32 protein-coding genes and 1 pseudogene are annotated in these 21,782 nt (G+C 31.0%); 25 read left to right on the top strand and 8 right to left on the bottom strand.

Annotated features, from left to right (window positions below):
- Positions 1–69: 69 nt before the first annotated feature.
- From FGM02_RS14500 to FGM02_RS14475, 6 genes are all read right to left on the bottom strand, one after another.
- Entirely contained in the window at positions 70–795 is a 726-nt protein-coding gene (locus FGM02_RS14500; protein WP_139959212.1) for a hypothetical protein, read from the bottom strand.
- Positions 796–900: 105 nt separating this feature from the next.
- Positions 901–1,695, bottom strand: coding sequence for a cell division protein (locus FGM02_RS14495; RefSeq protein ID WP_139959211.1), 795 nt, complete (start codon positions 1,693–1,695; stop codon positions 901–903).
- Positions 1,696–2,159: 464 nt separating this feature from the next.
- A complete protein-coding gene (locus FGM02_RS14490; RefSeq protein WP_139959210.1) occupies positions 2,160–2,627 on the bottom strand; it encodes a hypothetical protein in 468 nt (155 codons plus the stop codon).
- A gap of 8 nt (positions 2,628–2,635) precedes the next feature.
- Positions 2,636–3,301 (bottom strand): hypothetical protein, encoded by a 666-nt coding sequence (locus FGM02_RS14485; RefSeq protein WP_139959209.1) that lies wholly within the window; start codon positions 3,299–3,301, stop codon positions 2,636–2,638.
- Between the two features lie 116 nt (positions 3,302–3,417).
- Complete coding sequence (locus FGM02_RS14480; protein ID WP_139959208.1) at positions 3,418–3,729, bottom strand: hypothetical protein; 312 nt, start codon at positions 3,727–3,729, stop codon at positions 3,418–3,420.
- A gap of 22 nt (positions 3,730–3,751) precedes the next feature.
- A complete protein-coding gene (locus tag FGM02_RS14475) occupies positions 3,752–4,501 on the bottom strand; it encodes an XRE family transcriptional regulator (protein WP_262711125.1) in 750 nt (249 codons plus the stop codon).
- A gap of 151 nt (positions 4,502–4,652) precedes the next feature.
- On the opposite strand from FGM02_RS14475, the gene FGM02_RS18085 reads away from it, so the two are divergent.
- From FGM02_RS18085 to FGM02_RS14385, 22 genes and pseudogenes are all read left to right on the top strand, one after another.
- Positions 4,653–4,802 carry a hypothetical protein gene (locus FGM02_RS18085; protein ID WP_166461192.1) on the top strand — a complete coding sequence of 50 codons (150 nt, stop codon included), beginning with the start codon at positions 4,653–4,655 and terminating at the stop codon, positions 4,800–4,802.
- Positions 4,803–4,805: 3 nt separating this feature from the next.
- A complete protein-coding gene (locus tag FGM02_RS14470) occupies positions 4,806–5,087 on the top strand; it encodes a hypothetical protein (RefSeq protein WP_139959206.1) in 282 nt (93 codons plus the stop codon).
- Positions 5,087–5,413 (top strand): helix-turn-helix transcriptional regulator, encoded by a 327-nt coding sequence (locus FGM02_RS14465; RefSeq protein ID WP_166461191.1) that lies wholly within the window; start codon positions 5,087–5,089, stop codon positions 5,411–5,413. The genes FGM02_RS14470 and FGM02_RS14465 overlap by 1 nt, the downstream gene beginning before the upstream one ends.
- Entirely contained in the window at positions 5,406–5,615 is a 210-nt protein-coding gene (locus FGM02_RS14460; protein ID WP_139959204.1) for a hypothetical protein, read from the top strand. Before FGM02_RS14465 ends, FGM02_RS14460 begins: the two co-directional genes overlap by 8 nt.
- Position 5,616: 1 nt before the next feature.
- On the top strand, positions 5,617–5,823 hold the full coding sequence (locus tag FGM02_RS14455) for a hypothetical protein (protein ID WP_139959203.1): 207 nt from the start codon (positions 5,617–5,619) through the stop codon (positions 5,821–5,823).
- 489 nt (positions 5,824–6,312) lie between these two features.
- Positions 6,313–6,495 carry a hypothetical protein gene (locus tag FGM02_RS14450; RefSeq protein WP_139959202.1) on the top strand — a complete coding sequence of 61 codons (183 nt, stop codon included), beginning with the start codon at positions 6,313–6,315 and terminating at the stop codon, positions 6,493–6,495.
- Positions 6,496–6,561: 66 nt separating this feature from the next.
- Complete coding sequence (locus tag FGM02_RS14445; RefSeq protein ID WP_139959201.1) at positions 6,562–8,520, top strand: AAA family ATPase; 1,959 nt, start codon at positions 6,562–6,564, stop codon at positions 8,518–8,520.
- 25 nt (positions 8,521–8,545) lie between these two features.
- Positions 8,546–9,415 (top strand): recombinase RecT, encoded by an 870-nt coding sequence (locus FGM02_RS14440; protein WP_139959200.1) that lies wholly within the window; start codon positions 8,546–8,548, stop codon positions 9,413–9,415.
- 12 nt (positions 9,416–9,427) lie between these two features.
- Positions 9,428–10,165, top strand: coding sequence for an MBL fold metallo-hydrolase (locus tag FGM02_RS14435; RefSeq protein WP_139959199.1), 738 nt, complete (start codon positions 9,428–9,430; stop codon positions 10,163–10,165).
- 56 nt (positions 10,166–10,221) lie between these two features.
- Entirely contained in the window at positions 10,222–10,803 is a 582-nt protein-coding gene (locus tag FGM02_RS14430; RefSeq protein WP_139959198.1) for a hypothetical protein, read from the top strand.
- The gene (locus FGM02_RS14425) at positions 10,772–11,101 is read left to right on the top strand and encodes an HNH endonuclease (RefSeq protein ID WP_208021522.1); all 330 of its coding nucleotides are present in this window, start codon (positions 10,772–10,774) and stop codon (positions 11,099–11,101) included. Before FGM02_RS14430 ends, FGM02_RS14425 begins: the two co-directional genes overlap by 32 nt.
- Positions 11,102–11,356: a hypothetical protein gene (locus FGM02_RS14420; RefSeq protein WP_139959197.1), complete on the top strand. Its 255-nt coding sequence runs from the start codon at positions 11,102–11,104 to the stop codon at positions 11,354–11,356.
- Positions 11,356–11,526 (top strand): hypothetical protein, encoded by a 171-nt coding sequence (locus FGM02_RS18080; RefSeq protein WP_166461190.1) that lies wholly within the window; start codon positions 11,356–11,358, stop codon positions 11,524–11,526. The genes FGM02_RS14420 and FGM02_RS18080 overlap by 1 nt, the downstream gene beginning before the upstream one ends.
- On the top strand, positions 11,527–12,303 hold the full coding sequence (locus FGM02_RS14415; protein WP_139959196.1) for a Lin1244/Lin1753 domain-containing protein: 777 nt from the start codon (positions 11,527–11,529) through the stop codon (positions 12,301–12,303).
- Positions 12,296–13,078 carry a P-loop NTPase family protein gene (locus tag FGM02_RS14410; protein WP_139959195.1) on the top strand — a complete coding sequence of 261 codons (783 nt, stop codon included), beginning with the start codon at positions 12,296–12,298 and terminating at the stop codon, positions 13,076–13,078. The genes FGM02_RS14415 and FGM02_RS14410 overlap by 8 nt, the downstream gene beginning before the upstream one ends.
- A gap of 21 nt (positions 13,079–13,099) precedes the next feature.
- Positions 13,100–13,528: a PcfK-like family protein gene (locus FGM02_RS14405; protein ID WP_139959194.1), complete on the top strand. Its 429-nt coding sequence runs from the start codon at positions 13,100–13,102 to the stop codon at positions 13,526–13,528.
- Positions 13,529–13,534: 6 nt separating this feature from the next.
- Positions 13,535–14,335 carry a hydrogenase maturation nickel metallochaperone HypA gene (locus FGM02_RS14400; protein ID WP_139959193.1) on the top strand — a complete coding sequence of 267 codons (801 nt, stop codon included), beginning with the start codon at positions 13,535–13,537 and terminating at the stop codon, positions 14,333–14,335.
- A 12-nt stretch (positions 14,336–14,347) separates the two neighbouring features.
- A pseudogene (locus FGM02_RS14395) lies at positions 14,348–14,833 on the top strand (PcfJ domain-containing protein); the annotation flags it as partial.
- Positions 14,830–15,150, top strand: a complete 321-nt coding sequence (locus tag FGM02_RS14390; protein ID WP_139959191.1) for a hypothetical protein — start codon at positions 14,830–14,832, stop codon at positions 15,148–15,150. The pseudogene FGM02_RS14395 and the gene FGM02_RS14390, both read left to right, overlap by 4 nt.
- Positions 15,151–15,162: 12 nt before the next feature.
- The gene (locus tag FGM02_RS18075; protein ID WP_166461189.1) at positions 15,163–15,327 is read left to right on the top strand and encodes a hypothetical protein; all 165 of its coding nucleotides are present in this window, start codon (positions 15,163–15,165) and stop codon (positions 15,325–15,327) included.
- Between the two features lie 25 nt (positions 15,328–15,352).
- On the top strand, positions 15,353–15,475 hold the full coding sequence (locus FGM02_RS18330; RefSeq protein ID WP_262711124.1) for a hypothetical protein: 123 nt from the start codon (positions 15,353–15,355) through the stop codon (positions 15,473–15,475).
- Positions 15,476–15,687: 212 nt separating this feature from the next.
- Positions 15,688–16,035: an ASCH domain-containing protein gene (locus FGM02_RS14385; protein WP_139959190.1), complete on the top strand. Its 348-nt coding sequence runs from the start codon at positions 15,688–15,690 to the stop codon at positions 16,033–16,035.
- Positions 16,036–17,598: 1,563 nt separating this feature from the next.
- On the opposite strand, the gene FGM02_RS14380 is transcribed toward FGM02_RS14385, so the two are convergent.
- A complete protein-coding gene (locus tag FGM02_RS14380) occupies positions 17,599–18,030 on the bottom strand; it encodes a hypothetical protein (RefSeq protein WP_139959189.1) in 432 nt (143 codons plus the stop codon).
- 297 nt (positions 18,031–18,327) lie between these two features.
- On the opposite strand from FGM02_RS14380, the gene FGM02_RS14375 reads away from it, so the two are divergent.
- Positions 18,328–18,999, top strand: a complete 672-nt coding sequence (locus tag FGM02_RS14375; protein WP_139959188.1) for a vWA domain-containing protein — start codon at positions 18,328–18,330, stop codon at positions 18,997–18,999.
- A gap of 70 nt (positions 19,000–19,069) precedes the next feature.
- Here the strand turns inward: FGM02_RS14375 and FGM02_RS14370 are convergent, their stop codons facing one another.
- On the bottom strand, positions 19,070–19,318 hold the full coding sequence (locus tag FGM02_RS14370; RefSeq protein WP_139959187.1) for a hypothetical protein: 249 nt from the start codon (positions 19,316–19,318) through the stop codon (positions 19,070–19,072).
- Between the two features lie 437 nt (positions 19,319–19,755).
- Between FGM02_RS14370 and FGM02_RS14365 the strand changes: the two genes are divergently transcribed.
- The gene (locus tag FGM02_RS14365; RefSeq protein WP_166461188.1) at positions 19,756–20,289 is read left to right on the top strand and encodes a terminase small subunit; all 534 of its coding nucleotides are present in this window, start codon (positions 19,756–19,758) and stop codon (positions 20,287–20,289) included.
- Positions 20,276–21,772 (top strand): terminase large subunit domain-containing protein, encoded by a 1,497-nt coding sequence (locus FGM02_RS14360; RefSeq protein WP_139959185.1) that lies wholly within the window; start codon positions 20,276–20,278, stop codon positions 21,770–21,772. The genes FGM02_RS14365 and FGM02_RS14360 overlap by 14 nt, the downstream gene beginning before the upstream one ends.
- The last annotated feature ends 10 nt before the right edge of the window (positions 21,773–21,782 follow it).

Here is a 21,782-nt window from a genome sequence, read left to right as displayed (position 1 = left end):
TAGACTTTAAAATATAGATAAAAGGATATTGTTATTATTGGCGTAGATTACTTTCTTTTAAGTAAGACGTTATTCACATTTATAAGTAAATGTGTAATTGTGAGAAGCTACATCAGCCATTACTGGGAATTTATCATTATTATATTTATATGTCCAATTTAAATTTGAATAAGCGGTCACATTATTTAAACTTGCAAATCTTGGTTTACCAATATTAAAAGGTTTCAAAATGTAAAATGGATTAATTTTATCATCGTAACTATAGTCAGTAGTAAGAACTTTTTTATAATATTCATCAAATAATTCTATTTTTGAAATATTTTGATTATTCCAATAAATCTTCTTTTTATATTTAAATTTTCTCTCAGTTTTCATTTGAAAATAATCAATAGTATTAACTTCATTGTTACTATATGTATAAACGAATTGGCCAAAGATAATTCCGTCTTCAGAAATATCGATTATAACTTTGTCATTTGAGTAATTATATTCGTGGTAATATTCGGTAAGAGGGTATTTGACAATCATATGAGTTATTTTATCCTCATCATCATAATATAATTGGCTCTCGTCCGAATCTCCAATTAGATATAATATTGGTTTATTATTTATGTCATATTTTATTTTCCACTCGTCTTGAGACCCATTTGATCGTTTAAAAATAACATTTGTTAAATAGCAATTATAAGGATAGTTAAATTGAGGTATAAATGATTCTTTTTCGGTTAGATTATCATTGTCTTTTTGATTACAGCTTAATAGTATAATAAGTAATATTGTATTTAAAATTTTCATAGAATGGTATATTAAATGATTTGGATAAGGTTAATGAGATTATAAAAAAAATAGAAGCTGATTAGTGTTATTCTAGAAAGGCAATTTGTAAATAATAAATTCTAGTTAGAAGTTGTATCTGTTAATATTATCTAATGCAATAATTGAATTAAACGCTCCAGGGTTTTTACCTATTGTGATTCCTAAATTAGAATTGATAACTTGAATGTTTTCAATTATATGTCCTGTATTTTTGATTAAAATTTGATTACTATTAATAATTATCTTCACGCCGTTTAGTAAAAAGGTTCCTCGTGAGATTACTATTTCGTTGGGTGTTTTAAATTCTAGAACAATAAATATCTTTCTTTTTGCCTCTCTAATGGTAAGAGTTTTTCCAATGAGTTGTATATCGAATAGTTCAGTAGTAAGAACCAGTTGATTGTTTTTAATATGAAGTATTAAATTGTTGTATTCGTCAAATAGAATCAAATTTAGTAGATAGTGTCCGTCCAATAATATAACACCGATAATAGGTATGTTGTCGATTAAAAGCGGTACTAATTGTGTTTTATCTTTTACTCTTTCAAGAGAAAAGGAGGAACTTCCTAGAGTTATTTTTGCTGTATCACCAGAATAGTATAAGTTATAGGGCTTAGTGACACCTTTTCTTAAGTTGAATGGATCTTTATTAGCTTCGACTACAACTTTTTTTGGTAATAATCCATTAGTTTTTTCTTTGTGGTGTTTGTCACAAAGTAATGTTATTTCCGTTGCTAAATGTCGTTTTACTTTAGCCCATTCTTCCATGTGTTCGTACTCGTATAAGGGTAATCCACATATAACGCAACCAAAGCCACATCGCTTTCTTACTTCTCTTTGTATAGGTAAAGGAATGTTTCTTGAAGAATTTGTAGTCATGATTGAAATATTTTATATTAAAATAGTGCTCTTTATTTTTTTGAAAAAATTAGGGTCAGTTTTATTAAGTTTTTCAAGAAGTATTAATATAGAGGTTAGAGTACAAGTAGTCTAAATTTGAAATATATTAATTCTTAATAAATGTTAACTTATAACTCCTTCGATTGAATTAGATTTTGAAGATAATCTTTCGTTTGTGTTTTGTTGTTGACTATAACCATAATTACAACTTTTTAAGTTGTAATTATATTCTCAATATTAGAGTAGGAAATTAATAAAGTAGTAGAGATAAATAGTACTAAAAGTTTTTTCATAGCGGTGATTTTTTTTAGACTTAAAAATACTTAAATAATTGTAAGATTCGTAGTGTATGATTACAAATATTAAGGATATTTAAAACTCTTGTTGAATTTATGTGGTGTTTATCTAATTATTTTTATAAAACTATAGTGTGTTTCAACGCGTTATTGATCTAGACTAATAATTTTTAGCTTAATTCTTGATAAAAATTGTTTCATGCATTTATCATATGTTTTCGGCTCAATAAAGGCATAAAAATCTATTGGTTCGCTAAATTCTTTGCTATCCTTGTATCCATCAAGAAGCTCTAAAATTTCTGATTTTGCGGTCAAACAAGGTAAAGTTCTAGTTATCGCTAATTGAACCAATTTAATTGACTTATTTCTGCTTATTGAATTTGCCCAAAGATTTACTGAGTTTTTATAGTCTTTCAGAAAATCCTTGTGATACCTTTTCAGTTCATCATGTAATATTTGCCATTCTTTTTTAGTCATGACATTCTCTGAGTTTTTTAGGGAGGTATATTCAATGCTTTTTTTCAAGTCGTTAATTTGTTGGATAGTATTAAAATCATCTAATGTGTTTATCCATTTGATTAATTCATTTTTCGTGTTTTCTAGACTAGAACTCATAAATTATATTATTGTGCGTGTATTTCTGAATCTTTTACTTTTTTAGTGATTAAAGTTAATCTTAGTCCAAAAGCAAAAACTAAAAAGATAAGTCCAATTGAAGATTGAAAATAGCCCCAATAATTATTACTGATTTCTTTTTTTAAGTTATCTCTATGAACTATATCTTCATTGATTTTTTTTATATCTTTTTCGATTCGATTAGTTGTGTAGGAATCCTTGTAGTAATCTAATTCAATATTGGGATACTCTTTTATTTTTGAGTATTTTTTGTTTTCAGATTCCTTAAGTGTTGGGATGATTGTTTGTTTAACCCAATTACAAATCTTATCAGATTCATTTTGTCTTCTGTCAAACTCTTCATTTTTCAGCCAATCACTTCGCTTAAGTTGGAAGCATATAGTTTGTCCTTTAGTAAATTTTAATAGTGTTTTAAATTGATGTTCAATCCATCTTTCGGAACTTTCTAAGTTTCTTTTTTTAGCATTTATATCATTTTTTATAACGATAGAAATTACTCCCATAAAGCCTATTATTATCCAAATATATTCTAAAGAAGCCCAAGATTTTTTACTTAAGTTAGATTTTTTGATTAATAAAAAAATCAAAACTCTCCATATAAAAAATACGGCTAAAATTATTATCCATGGGTTTCTTGTAAATTCTTCGAGCATTTTTTTTATTAGGTAAATGTATTTGTACTAAATTAGAAAGCAACCTTCTTTTAAAAGAGCTCCTGCTTATTGAAACTAATTAAGTTTCTATTTATCCAAAGCAATTTAATATGCCACTAAAACTTTATTGTATGACCGTCTTGTTTTGCTAATTCCTCTTGAATTTTAGCTGTTGTTCCAGTGTTGATAACGATTTGGCCCAATGCATTTATTATTATTCCAACAAGAACCCCAAGTACTAAGAGATTTGGGGCTAAATTGGATAATATATTTGCGGTTGCTTTTTCAGATTCTGAAGAAAAGTAATCTGACGAAATGCTTACTGCGGCAATTTCAAGTGTAATAAATAGTAGTATAGAGACTATAATTATTGTGATACCAGTGTCTTTAGTTCCTTTTCCTTTTACATTTTTTAAATTAATTTCCATAGCGTTGGTTTTTAGTTAAGTTTTAGAAAGTCCGTTTTATGACTTTAAATATTTGATATATATCATTTAGTTTCAATTCGAAATCTGAGTATTCCGGACTTTGATTTCTTGAGTGACAAGTAATCGTGCCGTTTTCTTTATTTAGACCAGTAATGTCTTTATGGAATATATTGTGTTTTGATAGTATGATCCAACCATAATCAGTTTTGTTAAATCCATCTATCCAATGTTGGCGGCCAAGTTCTCTGGTTAGTACAAGTGTGTTGTCTGGAGTGTCATTAATCATTCCACCATTCATACTATCACCTTTTACTTTAAAAGCTTTATAGTTACCTAAGCCAAACTGATCAACATTAAAGGTCACTTCTTCAAAGTCGCTAATAGGAATGGCGTTTTCCATAGCTTCAGTATAAGAAGCATAGGCTTCAAAGGGCATCAAATCTACGGTTAGGTTAAATGTGCCATCTTCTTTCTCTACAAATTTATTTCCGTTGGAGTTTTTTATTGGCTTTGATTTAGATGGTGAAGTATTAGAGTTGTTATTTATTGTTTGTTCTAGGAGCATTTCAATAAATATGGCTTTGTCATTTGGGATTTTATCACTCTTCTCATACTCTCCAATGGTTTTTCTTGTTACGGACATTTTTTTGCCCATTTCAATCTGAGTATACCCAAGTTTTTTTCTAATTTCTTTAAATTCTAAACCTTTCAAAATCAAATGAATATAAAAGAATAGAAACAAAAAGTTACATAATGTAACTAAAAGTTTCATTTTTCTTTTGTTAAAATGTAACATTTTGTTACATTTGTGATGTACTACTACACAAAGCTAATGAAAAAGCCAAGGGTAGCAAACAAATAATATAAGAATACCAAATATTAGGTATTAGGATTATTTACAAACGCTTAAAAAATTAGAAACTATGTCACATTTCAAAAGAGTTCAAGTGTCTCCACTACAAACAGTTTTTGTTTGTAATCCAAAAGGAGAGGTAGAGATTGTGAAAATTATTGCGAGTCCTATTCAGCAATATAGAAACATGATTTATAACGCATATGCATCAACTTTTTAAGCCATGAAACTAATCGCTAATAATTTAAGAGGAGAGTTGAAAGGTGGTCAGCAGTACAGAATACTTCTAAGTGATAAAGTTGTAGAAACGGGAAGCAGAAGAGGAGTTTTTATCTATAAAGAATTCTATCATGAGTGCGTAAATGTTTGGGTAATGGAAGAATCTATAATTGAAACATATTGCGACATCAGAGAACGTAAAAAAGCCTTTAAAAAGGCGCTTTTGCAGGCAGAGGAAAAATGGGGTATTCAATTACTAAAAGCAGATTTAAAAATTGTAGCATAATGGAATTATCAAAAACAGAATTTAAAGTTTCAGCTTATGTCGGCTCTGGGTATGATGTAAAGGAAATTGCAGTAGCAATGAACAGATCGTACCATACTGCAGCAAGTCACATCAAAGCAATCCGAGTTAGAAACGGTTTAAAAAATTTAGCAGAAATAACCAGAGAGTTTGTGTTAGAGTTTGGAGATCCAAGGCAGTACATAGTAATGTTTTTTTTATTGCTTCAAATAGGAATCATCTATGACGATTTTGGAGCAGATATGAGAAGAGTAAAACGTGGAAGAAGAATAGTAAAAGTAAAAACTACAAGAAAAAACAATGGCTAAAATAGACAACATTAAAAACCTGTTTGACCTGATAAATGATAAGCAAAAATTCTACGAAAAAGTAGCTGATGAATTTGGAATGGAAATAACATCGGTCAGAACCGGTTGGTTTACTCGTTTTGAGATACCGAAAAGATACAAAGTACAAGACAATTTAATTGCATTCATGCAAAACTATATAGCAAACCAGCAAGCAGCTTAAAATGATAGCAGAAACCCTTTATCCACTTGTCGACACCTTATCAAAGGCAGAGAAAGAAAAGCTTTTGGTTAAGCTTACACAGGATATTGGGGAGTTGAAAAACGCTGCTACGCAAATGACACAGGAAGAAAAAGATAATTTAAAACAAATAGAGTGGTTAAAAACTCATGTTTTAAAATATCCTCCAAAAGAATCTCTTTTCTCATAGGGGTATTAGTAAAGAGTGGTTGGCGAACCTATACGTAAGAGTTCATTGATTGGGGTGGCCCAATGCAAAAACCACATCTTTTTCATAGCAATTTTTCCCACCTCTAGATGTTTTTATCTAGTCAATCTTCTCACTAGGGGTGGGTTTTTTTACAAGAACCATTAAAGAAGGTTAGTAATGGGTTTTTAAAGAAGGAAAAGTACGGCAACATTTCGATTATGTGATTTCAGAAAGTTGCAAGATCATAAAATCACCTTTAAAAATTTAGTAGCAATGAAAGCCAATATATAAAGAGAAAATCGGAGGAGATTATTTCAAATCCGATTTTAATAAAAGCAATGTTTAACCAGTAAATCTTAAAAAGATGAATGAAAATACCATAACGCATTACTTACTCTTATTGTTTGCATTAGCAATATCAGTATTAGTTGTAAAAGTGATTTATAACGTAGTAATCGAAAGAAACGAAAAATTAAAAGCGAATAGACGATGTATTGTACACAAGAAGGAGTAGACGTTACCCAAAGAATTGAGGAAGGGAAAACCAAAGTTTTTGATACAGAAGAGCAAGCTTACAGTTTTGCAACTCTAAAAAGAAGTTACCAATACCCTTTATACAAAATAGATGAAAAAGGAAAGCGATCACAAGTTGGTTTTGCAGTTCCTAAATAAAAAAAGCCACTCGGCAAAGTGGCTAATTATAAACCGAAGTTTAAGTAATAATTAAAATCAAAAGTAATGGAAACAATTAATTTAAAAAAGTTGACCGTCCGAAATTTTAAAGGAATTAGAGATCTAACAATCGACTTTAAAAAAGAGACATTTATCTATGGCAAAAACGGAGTTGGAAAAACAACCGTTTTTGATGCTTTTACTTTCCTGTTTTTTGGAAAAGACAGCACCGGTAGAAGTCAGTTCCAGGTAAAAACATTGGACACTCAAAACAATGTCATTCCAAAGTTAGAACATGAGGTGGCTGCTGAAATTGAAACAAGCAACCAAACTATTGTGATCAAAAGAATTTTGAAAGAGAAATGGGTTAAGAAAAGAGGTTTTCCAGAACCACAGTTTAACGGAAATGAAACCCTTTATTATTGGAATGATGTGCCAATGTTGGCCAAAGAATTTCAAGGGAAAGTAAACGGGTTACTTGATGAAGGAGTTTTTAAGTTGATAACAAATCCTTTGTATTTCAATTCTTTGAAATGGCAAGATAGAAGAGAGGTTTTGATCAGAATTTGTGGAAATCTGACAGATGATGAAGTTGCTCAAGGAAATGAGGATTACATTAAATTAATTACCGGACTTCAAAACAAAACCATTGAGGAGTACCGAAGAGAAATTGCTTCAAAAAAGAAAAAATTAAATGCCGATTTAAAAGCCATTCCTACAAGAATTGATGAAGTAGATAGAAACCTTCCAGAAGCAATTGACTTTAATAAAGTGAGAAATGAAATAGCAGTTCTGGAAGGAGAATTGGCAGCTATTGAAGAAAGTTTGTCTGATAAATCTAAAGCATTAACTATTGCTCAGAACAAACAAACCGCTGCTCAAGCTGATGTGCATGCGGTAAAAAACAAAATCCAAAAATTTGAGTTTGACGAACAGCAAAAATTAAACAGTCTTAATAACAACAACAGATCTGCATACAATACCGTAAAAATTGAATTAGATAATAAGAAATCTACTGTTGTTAGATTGGAGGGATTAATTGATTCAAAAAAAGGCAGATTAGAACTGCTTACTGGGCGTAGAAATAGACTTGCTAAAGAGTGGGATTCTGAGAATTCTAAAACTTTTATTTTCAATGAAAATGATTGTGCCTGTCCAACATGTAAAAGAGCATTTGAAGCTGACGATATAGCAAAAAAGCGATCGGAATTAGAGACGAATTTCAACAAAAATAAGTCTGATAGGCTACAAGCTATTAACGTTGATGGAAAAGGAGTAACGGCTGAAATTAAAGAACTGGAAACTCAAATTTCTGTGGCTGAAAAATCACTAAAAACAGATAGAGAAGATGCAGAATTGCTTCAACAAAAATTAAAGAAGGAAACCGAAAAATTAAATTCTTCAGAAGGGGTTGTTTCATTGGAAACAGTACTTGCCATGAGTAGCGAGTACAAAACTTTGAAAAGTGAGTTGGTTGAGTTGGAAGGGAAAGTTGTTGAAGTTCCAAGAGTTGACAATACAGAGTTGTTAAGTGAAAAGAATCGATTGACAAGTGAAATAGCCGTTTTGAATAAAAGTTTAAATGCTGAAAGTACAATTCTTAAGGGGCAAAAACGAATGACTGAATTAAAAGAAGAGGAGAAGAATTTGTCACAACAAATTTCTGAATTAGAAAGTACAGAATTCACGGTTGAATCTTTCATTAAAACAAAAATAGAATCCTTAGAAAACAAAATCAATCAGAAGTTTCAACTAGTAAAATTCAAGCTTTTTGATGTTCAAATTAATGGAGGAGAAACAGAATGTTGTGAAGCATTAATTGATGGGGTTCCATTTACAGATCTAAACAATGCAGCTAGAATAAATGCAGGGATTGATATAATTAATACGCTTTGTGGTTTCTATAAAGTATCGGCTCCAATATTTATTGATAATAGAGAGAGTGTCGTGGATATAATTGATTGTAATTCACAAATAATCAATCTGATCGTATCAAAACCAGATTTAAACTTAAGGATAGCCTAAAACATTAACTATAAAATATTTTTCAATGTCAACAGAAAACAAAACAGCAGTAGCTAACGTGAAAAAAGATATTTCCGTACAGGTATTATCAAAAATAGAATCCTTTCAGGAAACAGGAGAATTGACTTTGCCAAAAGATTACAAGGTCGAAAATGCTTTGAAATCGGCCTATATTATTTTAAGTGAAACCAAGGACAAGGACAATAAACTAGCATTAGAGGTGTGCTCTAAAGAAAGTATAGCAGAAGCCTTGTTAAAAATGGTTGTTTACGGTGTTTCACCAATTAAGAAACAGTGTTATTTCATTGTCTATGGAAATAAGTTGGAATGTTCTATTTCGTATTCCGGAAATGTAGCAATTGCTAAAAGATATGGCCAATTAAAGAGCATTAAAGGAAATGCAATTTTTAAAGGAGACACATTTGAATTTCAAGTGGACCAGGAAACAGGAAGAAGAAAACTGGTAGAGCACAAACAAACTTTGGAAAGTGTTGGGTCTGGTGTTGTAATAGGAGCTTATGCTATGGTTGAAATGAATGATGGTTCAAGAGATCTTGAAGTGATGAATATTTCTCAAATTAAAATGGCTTGGAATCAAGGAGGTTCGAAAGGGAATTCACCAGCTCATAAAAACTTTCCAGATCAGATGGCAATCAAAACAGTTTTAAACAGGGCCTGTAAATTATTAATAAGTAGCTCCGATGATTCTGTTTTGTATGATCCTTTGGATGAAGCCAAAGTTGATGTTTCAAAAGCGGATGTGGCTGATGAAATTCAAAAAAATGCAAACAAGGAATCTCTTTCTTTTAACAATGTAGAAGATGCTGAAATTGTTGAAGAGGAGGAAGTGAATTTAGATAAAGTTCCTGCAGGAACTATTGATAGAGCATTTTAAACTAAGGGTAAGATGAAATTAAAAATAATAGGCAGCAACAGTAAAGGGAATAGTTATTTGTTGGAAAATGACAACGAAGCATTGTTGATTGAATGTGGGGTGAAGCTTCCTGTCATAAAAAAAGCAATAAACTATAATCTTTCAAAAATACTTGGATGTATTGTAACACATGAGCACCAAGATCATTGTGTGTCTATTAAGGAGGTGATGAAAGCAGGTGTAGATGTTTATGCATCAAAAGGGACTTTAGATATTTTGAACTGCTCCGGCCATAGAGCAAATGTTATTAGTTCAAAAACTCCTTTTTCGGTTGGGGGATTTAAGGTTTTACCTTTTGATGCCAAACATGATGCAGCTGAACCTTTAGGATTTTTAATAAATCATATTGAAACCGGAAATGTTCTTTTTATTACGGATTCTTATTACTGTCCTTACATTTTTGACAATCTAAACAACATCATCGTAGAGGCAAATTTCAGCGAGAAAATTATTGATTCCAAAATGGAAAAGGGGTCAATAGCTCCATTTCTACGCGATCGTATTTTAAAATCTCACATGAGCCTGGAGACTTGTAAAAAACTATTAAAATCAAATGACTTGTCAAAGGTGAATAACATTGTGCTTATTCATTTATCAGATGGGAACAGTGATGAAACTCAATTTGTAAAAGAGGTAAAAGAATTGACTTGTAAGAATGTTTATGCGGCAAATGCCGGAATGACAATAGACTTTGATAAAAGGCCTTTTTAATGGCTTTCAATTCAACTTTATTAGAAGATAAAACAAAACTAAAAAATAATTAAAAAATGAAAATAGCAGAAACAAAACCATTTATCCATGATTTCAAAGTAACAGGTAATGAAGATAATTTACCTGAATTTTTAGGAAACTTTGAAACTGTAGACGATGCGAAACTTTTTATTAGTAAGAATTTTATTTCTGAACATGTAAAAGGGGTTGCAACTCGTTTTTTCACCAAAGCTGAAATTGAAGAAATGAGAAGTGAAGTTCATCAAGAGTTGGAAGAGCAGCAGTTTGAACTAAAGAAAAAATTAGATACAGCCACAATTTTATTTGAACAGGCTAAAAAAAATAAAAACGATGCAGAAGAAGCTTTAAGAGCATCAATGACTAAGGTGAAGGATATTTCAGGCCAAATTAGAGAAAGAACTACAACGGTGGCCATTGATGCTTCTAGATCCTATAGACTGGCTGTTCATAACAAATACTACACTTATGTATTTACAGATAGATTTGAACTGGTGCTGTGTGATGTTATGGATATTCCAGAATATGACAGAAAGGATCTTTTCAATTCATTGCTTAAAAATGAGGAAGCTTTTGAAAAACTAATTAATGGGGAGATTAAGGAACAAAAGGGGGCGTAAGTCAAATTATAGGAAACAGCTGCAGCAAGATGATAATTGGCAGAATGTACGTGTTACGGTTAAGCTTAGAGATAAACACAAATGCATTTGCTGCAGCTCACCTCTTTACTTAGAAGTTCATCATATAACATATTATGTAAATGGTGAAAGTATTGTAGGAAAGGAACTAGAATTTATTGAATGGATGGCCACGGTTTGTGAAGATTGTCACGTTGAAATACATAAAGATGAATTTCACCAGTTAAATCCAAAGAACAAAAACAAAGTAAATGTTCATCAATTTAAAACAAGTAAATAAATGCTATCAGTAGTCGGAAAAGTTCTAAAGAAAGAATTGAAAAATAAATCAGCTGAAATAATTATTGATGAGCAAAACGGAAATCAAATTTGTTTTCAAGTTCGCTCTAAAGAAGTGATAAAGCTTGTCACCATAGATACAAGCCAGATCGTAAGAGTTTACTATCAAACAGATTTATCAGAAGTAGTAAAAAAAGAAGGCGTTTCAAGGATTAATAATTTAATACTAAAAGAGATTACTCCTCTAGGGTTTTAATGTGTTATTCACTTGAAATATTGAAAGATGAATTAAGAGAAATTGAAGAGATTCAGGTTCATTGTTTGAGGAATGGAAATCAGACAGATTCTGATCAGATTCAACAAACAAGAACACAAGATTTAAAGGCTGCAATTAGACTACTTGAATTTTATAAAAACCAAAGTTAAATGGCTAGAGAGCAAAGACACGATGTAGATTATTTTCCTCATGACTGTATTCATGGACGTAAAATGCACATCATAGAGACAAAATATGGTAATGATGGATATGCAACATGGTTTAAGTTATTAGAGCAGCTAGGAAAGGCTAATTTTCATTATTTAGATATATCTGACGAAATGAATTTAATGTTCCTGGTTTCGGTATTTAAAGTTGATGAAAAAACAGCATTATCAATATTAAATGATTTATCAAAATTAGGCGCAATTGATAAATTCTTATATGAAAATCATAAGATAATTTACAGCCAAAAATTCATTGAAAGTGTAAAAGATGCCTACAGAAAAAGAAAATCAAAAATTCTTGAATACTCCGACTTATTGAAGCAATTAGGCATCAAAACAAGTCAAACTGGCGGAGGATTGAAAGAAGTAGGCGGAATAAAGGCGGAAGTTAGCCGTAAAGAAGAGAAGAGTAAAGTAAAGGAAAGAAAAGTAGATGATGAAGTAAAAAAAACTTCAGAAGATGTTTTCGTCACCATCGATTTGATTATTGAAAATTATTTAAAAAATGAACGCTTGGTAAAAGCAATTACCGGAAGTCAAAAAATCAGCAAAAAAGAATTAGAAAATTACTTGTTAGAATTCCAAAAGCACCTAGAAAGCCAGGGGCAATTTTCAAAAACAGATCAAGATTTTAAATCACATTTTTCAAGTTGGTTAAAAATTCAGATCAAAAAATCACCAAAAAGCAATGGAACAGGAAAAAACACAAATTTTGACTAATCAAAAAACAGACACAAGCAAGTATGATTTTGAAAAATTAAAGATAGCGCAAGGAGCTCCAGACAGAAGGGGTGTTCACAAGGCAATTCCAATGTCAGAAGCATTGAAAAAGTACTTCAAAAACTCAAAAAAAGAAGCCAGTAAGAAAGAGAAATTGGTGGATAAAAAAGATTTGCTAAATATTTTCATGAAGACTTGTGCTAATTTCTATGGACCTGGAAAACACTTTGTCATAGATGATGAAAACAGAGCTGTAGTTATAGAATTATTGGCCTATTTCAGTAGATCAAATAAGTTTGGAAAGTTAGTAAGAAATCAAGCTTCATTGGATAAGGGAATTTTATTATTTGGAGAATGTGGCCTAGGGAAATCAGATTTATTCGAAGTATTTCGAAGAATGGGAAAATTCCTTGCAGGGTATGGATATATGCAAATGTTTTTCAAATCACATACCGCTAAAGACTTGGTGAATAATAAAATTGAACTTTCAAAAAAGGCAAATGAAAGAGATACTGATTTTATAAGAATAGATTTTGAAAAAGGAAATATTTATATCGATGATGTAGGTACCGAACCAAAGTTCTTTACCCAAGAAGTAATCGCAGATATTCTTCAACAGCGATATATAAAATCTAAATCAAATCCACGAAAAACATATATAACAACAAATTTAAAACCTTCAGAAATAGGCGAAAGATATGGGAAGCAAGTTGATGATAGACTAAGAGAAATGTTCAATATCATCAAATGGGAAGGAGACTCTAGAAGGAAATAAGAATCTAAAAAAAAAATATTCATGAAAGCATCAAACGACTTTAAAAAAACGATTGAAAATCATTTAGCAAGTATTGGAGAAAAGGATACACTATTTGCAGAAACTCTTAAAAAGAAAAACAAATCAATTGATGAGTGTATCAATTACATTTTTCAAACAGTGAAAGCCAGTGGTAACAATGGTTTTGCAGATGAAGAAATATTTCAAATGGCTATTCATTACTATGATGAAGATGATATAAAAAATATCAAACCAATAAACGCCAGAGTGGTAGTCAATCAATCTATCGAACCTACTGTGAATAAACCTGTAAAGCTAACAACCAAGGAGCTTGAAGCAGCTAAACAACAGGCAATAGACAAAGTTATTGAAGAGGAAAAATTACGGCTTAGAACTAAGAAAAAACCTGTTAAAAAAGTAGAGAAAACTGAAACACCAACTTTATTTTAATGGATTATGAAACCAACAAACAAATTACAACGCAGGATTTTAGAGTTGAGTTTAAACGTTATTTCACCAATTGATAAAATCCAAAAAGAATGGGCTTATAAAAGCTGCTTAGATCATAAAGGATACGCTAATTACACAAGTGCATTTTGTTTGGATTGCGGAGAAACATTTTCACATGAGCTGATCAAAAGAAAAAGAGCCACTTGCCCTCATTGTCAAACTAAATTGAAAATTGAAAAGAACTGGTTAAGATCTAATAAACAACATACGTTTTTTGCCATTGCTGAAATTGTGGAAGAGTTTCAAGTGATCAGAAATTTTGAATTGGTTTCTTATCACAAAAAAGGAGAAGCGGTTAGATATTTTCTTCAACCAATATTAGAGCAATGGATCCAACCAGACAACAAATACATTCTAGTAGGTAAAAATCATAACCTGCAAGGCTATTGTGATTCATGGGGTGGTGATTGGGCCATAAGAAAAGAAAGAGGTTGGTACCAAAACAAGTATGAGGTTTATCCGAGGTATTATTATCCAAAATCTAAGTTCAAAAAAGAATACCTTAAGTATGGTATCAATCATAATTTAAAGGATTTGCTTTTTATTGAAGCTATAAAGATGGCCCCAAACATTCCAAAGGTAGAAACTTTGTTAAAGGCAAAACAATACGCATTAGCTAGTTTAGGAAACAAATATCAACTCCAAGAATACTGGCCATCTGTTAAAATTTGTTTAAGGAATAAATACAAAGTCAAAGATGCTTCTTTGTGGATTGATTATTTAGAATTATTGGAGTATTTCAATTAGGACCTAAGGAATAAAAAATATGTATGTCCGGCCAATCTCAAAAAGGACCATGATAGGTTAGTTGAGAAAAAACGAAATATCCAACGGAAACAAAAATTAGCAAAACAAAGAGCTGATATTATAAAAGCTGATAAGTTGTACCAGGAACAAAAGAAAAAATTCTTTGGATTAGAATTTTCAGATGATCAGATTACAATTAAAGTTCTAGAGAGTGTCAAAGATTTTTTACATGAAGGAGATTTGTTGAAACATTGCTTGTTTGCCAATGGCTATTATAGAAAGCAAGATTCATTAATTCTTTCTGCTCGTTTAGATGGTGTTCCAATTGAAACTATTGAGGTGTCGTTATCTGAAATGAAAATTATTCAATCTAGAGGAAAGGGAAACCAAGCTTCTGAATATAATAAGAGAATAAAAAAATTATTGAATAGCAATTTAAACTTGATCAATAAAAGGATGAGTTATAAAGAACAGGAAGTAGAGAAAGTTGCAGTATGAAAGATTTTCCAAAATTATTTAATGATGTGCAATCTGAAATTCAATTTTCAGATCCTGTTGAGTATAAAAATTGGGTGACATTTCGATATTCGGATATTTTTGAAAAAGGTAATCTTGAGAGTGTCGCTGATATGATGCTTTCACATCAAATTGTGTACCCTCAGATTAAGAAGATGAAATTTGAAAACCAATTAAAAATAGTTCTTAAAATGACATATACAATTGTTAGAGCAAACAGAGTGTCGATTAATAATATTTTAACAGGGGCTGCTATTGATGCTTTTGGATTTAAGCATAAAAATTCCAAACAGATATAATAATTGTAGAACATGAAATACCGCATACCTAGAAAGAAAAAAAAGCTGATAAAAAAAGCTTTGTACTGTGAAGATTGTCCTTTTCATGAAGATTTATTAGATGATTGGAGTACTTGGTGCAAATTCAACAAAGAAAGAATTTCAGGAATTTTCAATAAACAATGTTTAATCAAATAATCGAATCTATAAATCAGTAGAAACTATGTTCGGAGTAATAGCAATTGGAATAGCTTTTTTAATAGCTAAAAAATTAGATGATGCAGGTGATTACAAGGATCCAAAAGTAAAAACCAATATAAATAACTGTAGAATCGTAAAACTGTAGTTAGATCAATAAAAACCCACCTCAGTAATGTAGATCGACTAAGATAAAATAAGAGGTGGGAAATTGCTATGAAAAAGGAATAAATTCCTTAAGAATCGCAAATATAAACAAAACACAAGTATTGACACAAAAACACGGAAGTAAAAAGGGGGGGGTAGAGCAAACAGAGTTTTGATTGCAAATTTGTAATTGACGAAAACTAAAAATGAATTATGGCAATATCAAAATCATTAATAGTCAAAAAGGTTTGGCTTGATAAAATATTTGATGAAGGTAAGGTTTGGGAAATGAGAAGTACTAAAACTAAAGTTAATGGTAGAATAGGATTAATTGAAGCTGGTACTGGATTGATAGTTGGAGAAGCTAATTTAATTGGCTGTTCACACATACCAATAAAGCCAAATAATAAATATTTTGAGAAGCATAAAGTTGAAGATACTGAACTACTCAAAAAATGGAAATACCCTTGGATATTATCAGATGCCAAACGATATGATAAACCTATTCCATATAAACACCCACAAGGAGCAGTCATTTGGGTTAATACGTTAAACTTGTAAAACAAAAGTCAATAGCGCTATGAATTTAGAAAAATCTAAAAACAGTCAATTGGTGTTGATTTGCGTTATTGGCTAGTAAAAGTGAATAAGTAGCAAGTTTCCTTTTATTAAATGTTTTTTTTCGTCTATTATGAGAAAAAAATCACCCTCATTTGAGAGTGATTTTTAGTAGAAATCTTTATCTTATTCCTTGAACCTTTATCAGGTCAATGAATTCAATATTAACTTCTTGATAATCTGCTAGTATAAACATTGCTACTAGTATGATTACAGCAACTAAGAAATATATTAACTTCATAGTTTGTTGGTTTTAAATCTAAGATTTATATAAACGATTAGATTATGTTTAAGCTCTTCAATAAACCTAGTTGAAGATGTACTTTTTACTATATAGTAAAAAATATTTCAAGCAAAGCTATTCATTATTTTATTGATGGATAGCATTTTTTTCAATATTTATAAATTAACTTTTTTAATGCATTTCGAGTGAATTAATATATTTTATAAGTCTGAGGAAAATAAATATTATGAAAGGAAATGAAATTGTATCAGTTATAAATTAACTATAATTTTATGTATGTTTATTTCGTGATCAAAAAATAAATAAAAAAACACAAAAAAACTTTGTGTATTGTAAAAAAGATATATCTTTGTAAAGTAAATAACCTGAACTCTTAGACCAGTCCAGGTTATTAAGATAATTACTTGATAGTGAAATAACCATATAGTGATATGATTATTGGGTTGTTCATAAGGAGCAGTAATCCTTTGTAGCAATTGTTTAACTTTTTAGCTAATTTTTTCTTGGCTTTTTTACCCATAGTTTAAATTTTAATTAAAATAAATTATTTTGTTAATTATTTTCAAATTTAATTCAATTTTTAACACTATGTAAGTTTAGTGCCCTACTAAAACAGAATAGTTTTCAACAAAAAATATATTTTACTGTAAGTCAAGTGTTTGATTGTTTCTAGAGAAAGAAATCGAGAAGTAAATTGAACTAAAACTTATTGATCTAAACAAATTACAATTGAATTTCAATACAAAAAAGTCCAGAAGTAGTAATGCTCGTTCATTTAATTAAGAATTTACACAAATTGTAATTAAAAAGATGCTTAACTGCTATTTTTCAATAAGCTTTTAGAAAATGTACTTATTTATTATTAATTACATGGTTGAGCAAGGTTCATTTTCTCGTCTGTAAAACGAAAGGTAAGTTCAAAATTTAAATCAGATATTTCCTTTACATCCTCATAACTATTTAAATCCGTTAGCGTAGTTTCACATTTTGAATTAGCTAAATAGTAAAAAAGATAACATGTTGGAAAGGGTTGATAATTTTCAATACTTGGTTTACTTGAATATTCATTTTCAAATGACTCTTCATGAATAATAGTTTCTCCAGGCTGTATCTCATAGTCAAAACAACGACTATCTGAAGACTTAACAACAGAGGAACTTTCATTTATCAAATAAATTTTTGCAGTTGTCTTATAGATGCAACAATCGGTTGAGCATCCACTGTATGTAATGGATAACAAAATGAGTATTATAATTTTTATTTTATTCACAATTCCCTTCACAATTTATAGCATTATTATAATCTTCTTCGGTGAAAATAAATGTAATAATATCATTATCTCTATTAAAGTGACCAATTGGATTTCTTATGTCCTCGTTGGAAGAAACAAAACTATTCATTTTTGTTTCATCGTAAATTACTACTAAAGAATCAATACTTTGTAAAAGTGTTGATGAAAAAATATTAGAAAAATTTACCGTTTGATTTTTAACTTTCCTAATATAAATCTCCCCTTTTTCCAAGTTAATTTCATTATCGAGAATATCAGATTTAAAAGACTTAATTCTAATTGTCTTTTCACTATCGTTTTTAAGGGTGTATGTATGTTCCGGTAAATCTGAACAATCCACAGCACATAATAACATACTTAATAAAAATAGTCCTATGCTGTTTTTGATGAAATTTAATTTCATATTTTTTTCGCAAATATATTTTATATGGTACAAGGCGACAATACCTAGATTAAGGGAGTTTTTAATCTCCTTACTATCGAGCAAGTATAAAGACCTGCTTTTTTAGATCTCAAGAAATTTTAGGGTTTCTTTTCCTAAAAGCAGTATTTATACTCTAGTAAAACTCATAGAATCGTTAGATATTTGAGAAGTAGCCAAAACAAAGTATTTGATTGTTTATCGGGTATTAGTTTTTGTTACAATGGCGGAATTCGAAAAGCCAGTTTTAAATAGAGTAGAAAAATGAAAAAAAAAGTTATGAAAAGACCACATTTAAATATTGGTTCAGGTAGTGGGTTTAAAGTAGACATAATGCTTTTGGCTGATTGTACAGGAAGTATGAAAACTGCAATCGATGATGTAAAAGCAAACTTTATTAGTGCGTATACAGCCCTTTTAACATCAACAGAGTGGGATGCACAAGTTGGAGTTTCTTATTACAAGGATAGTACTGATTATGATCCTTTTGTTGTCCTTGAACAAATAACAGACAACACAACTAATTTACAAAGTTCTGTAAACAAATTAATCCCAAAAGGAGGTAAAGATAGACCAGAAGGTCAGCTCTATGCTCTTACACAATTAGCTGATAGAACTGTTTCAGGGTGGCGTCCAGGTGCTACAAGAATTATTTGCTGGTTTGGAGACGAACCAGGGCATGATCCAATTACCATTAACTCAACGACATGTGACACATTAAGTACGTATAATGCATTGCTACATACAAATGTTTTTGTTTGTGCGTTTAGTATGGCACCTACTAATAGATTAAATCATAAATATCTTGGCGATCCAGGTACTGGTAATCAGGCCACGATAATAACTAACGAAACCAATGGTGTTACTGATGGCAAATACTGTAAGCTTAATGTTGCACAGTTAGGAGTTGTTGATTTTATATTCAATTTTGTGAAAAAACATACTCCATAAGCAATGAGAGTTGTTCAATAAGATTTTAGAAAATAATCTATATAAAGCAGTCGAAATAAGGCTGCTTTTTTTATTCCGAAAGCTCCACAAGTTCCTGGAGTAATTCTTCAGGTTCCAACCCTTTAGTAATGTGGGCCAATTTATTTTTGTAGGATTCTATGTGTTTAAATATAGTTGCAGAATGTAGATTCAATTTTTCTAATTGGTCAATATGAAACTCAATGGCAACAATGTTAAAGTACCTACTATGTTGGTCAAATGAGAGTATAGGAACTCCCTTAGCGACTTTCATGGTTTTAAAATGTTGAGTGTATTTCATTCAGCAAAATTAAAACCTAATTGAATTGAGTCTTGCCAATTATTGTAGTAAAATGAAGTTAATCCAAAACTTTTTATATTTGTATCAGATTAAATAAGTTCAATAAGAATTTACCAACCCTTGCAAGTGATGGGGGTAAAGACGTCTCTAGTAGATGAACTTTTTTGATTAGCTTGTAGTAACGATTCTCGAGTGACATCTAGAACTACGTTTAAAGCAAGAGCCATAAACTCTTGCTTTTTTTGTTCTGATTGCGAATAATCGTATATTTACTTCTTATTCAGAACGCTAGTTCTCGGCCTACCTAAGCTTAGATTAAATTAGGAACTTCAGCAATAAGCTATCCAGATCACAGGAGAAACAAACGTGAAATTTCCGAAAAAAGACACTGCCTGAAATGGTAGACTTTTGTCTTAGTTCAAATTTCTAAAGGGGAATTGAAGGAAACATCAACAAAAACAACTTACAATCTAAGAGGGAAGCAAAAGAGATTTTGCGAAGAATACGTTGTTGATCAGAACGCGACACAGGCGGCTATTAGAGCCGGTTATTCTGAAAAAACAGCTAGGTCTATTGGTTGTGAGAACCTTACAAAACCCAACATTCTTCTTTACATTTCTGATTTACAGAAAGAGATCCAGGAAAGAAACAAGATTACCATTGATGAGTGTGTTTCCTTGTTAGCTAAGATGGCAAGGTTTGATATTGCCGATTTGTACAATGATGATGGATCCCTAAAGCCCATAAAAGAAATACCTAAAGATGTACGACTTGTCATTGAAGGTATTGATTCAGATGAAATTCGACATAATGATGTTGTAATTGGTAACACAAAGAAAGTGAAGCTTTCAAGTAGAAGAGCAAATCTTATTGAGTTAATGAAACACCTAGGAGGCTATGAGAAGGACAATAAGCAAAAAAGCACTTCTGCTGTAACGATATTTGAAATACCTGACAATGGAAGAGGTTAACGTCATAAAACCACAAGAAGGGTATCAAATGATGGCGTTGGCTAGTCCAGCTGATATTGTCATTGGAGGAGGAGCTGCAGGAGTTGGGAAAACCTTTTCACTGTTGCTTGAACCTATTCGACATAAAGACAATTCTGACTTTGGAGGTGTTATTTTTAGAAGAACAAGCCCCCAAATTAAGGCTCAAGGTGGTTTATGGGATACTTCTATGTCTTTATATTCTTTATTGGATGCCACTCCAAAAGAAACGAATTCTTCATGGACTTATTCAAGTGGTTCCCGTTTAAAGTTCAATCATTTGGAGTATGAAAAAAACATTTATGATTGGCAAGGAGCTCAGATTCCATTTATTGGATTCGATGAGTTAACACACTTTTCAAGTACAATGTTTTTTTACATGCTCTCTAGGAACAGATCTACTTGTGGAGTTAAACCATATGTGAGGGCAACTTGCAATCCGGATCCTGACAGCTGGGTAGCTGATTTGATTAGTTGGTGGATTGACCAGGAGACAGGATTTCCGATTCCAGAAAGGGAAGGAGTTTTACGTTATTTCATGAGGGATGGTGATACATACATTTGGGGAAATTCTCCAGATGAAGTAATAAAGAAAGCTATGTATTTACTTGAGCCTATTATTGCTAAAACTGATATAGATCCAAGGTCTATGGTAAAGTCTATCACTTTTATTAGTGGTGATATTTATGGTAATAAAAAATTATTAGAAAGCAACCCTGAATATTTGGCCAATCTTTTAGCACAGGATGAAGATACAAAAGCTCAACTATTGGATGGAAACTGGAAAATAAGATTGGATGATAAGGATTTGTACGATTACTACAAGTTTAGAGATGTTTTTACCAATACTCATGTAAAAGGAGGTTCGAAATACATAACAGCCGATATAGCTTTAAAAGGAAGTGATAAAATGATTCTTTGGGTATGGGATGGTTTTATCATTATTGATGTCTTGGTTGTTGACAAGTCAAATGGAAAAGAGGTCATAGATGCAATTAACACTCTAAAAGATAAGCATGGTGTTCCGAATTCCAATATCACATTTGATAATGATGGAGTAGGTGGTTTTGTTGATGGGTTTATTGAAGGTTCAATTGAGTTTAAGAATGGATCAACAGCTAAAAACGGAGAGAACTATGCAAATTTAAAAACTCAATGCTATTACAAGTCAGCCGATAGAGTGAGCAATGGGGGGATATATATCATTGAAGAAGTTGCAAATCGAATGTACGATAACAAAGCAACCATTCGTCAACGATTGATGCAGGAAAGAAAATCTATTAAGAAATTCAAGAATGATGATGATGGGAAACTGAGAATCCTTCCCAAAAGCGATATGAAAAAATTAAACAAAGGTGAATCTCCTGATTTATTTGATGCTTTTATAGAACGGGAAATATTCGAGTTAACCGGTAAAGTAATTATATCAGAAACTACAGAATCAGCAAGCGCATTAGGATTTTAAACTATACATA

The sequence above is a fragment of the Flavicella sediminum genome (genome assembly GCF_006381105.1).
Classification (GTDB): Bacteria; Bacteroidota; Bacteroidia; order Flavobacteriales; family Flavobacteriaceae; genus Flavicella; species Flavicella sediminum.
Note: the sequence above shows the minus strand (reverse complement) of the source record. Positions and strands in the feature narration are given on the sequence as shown.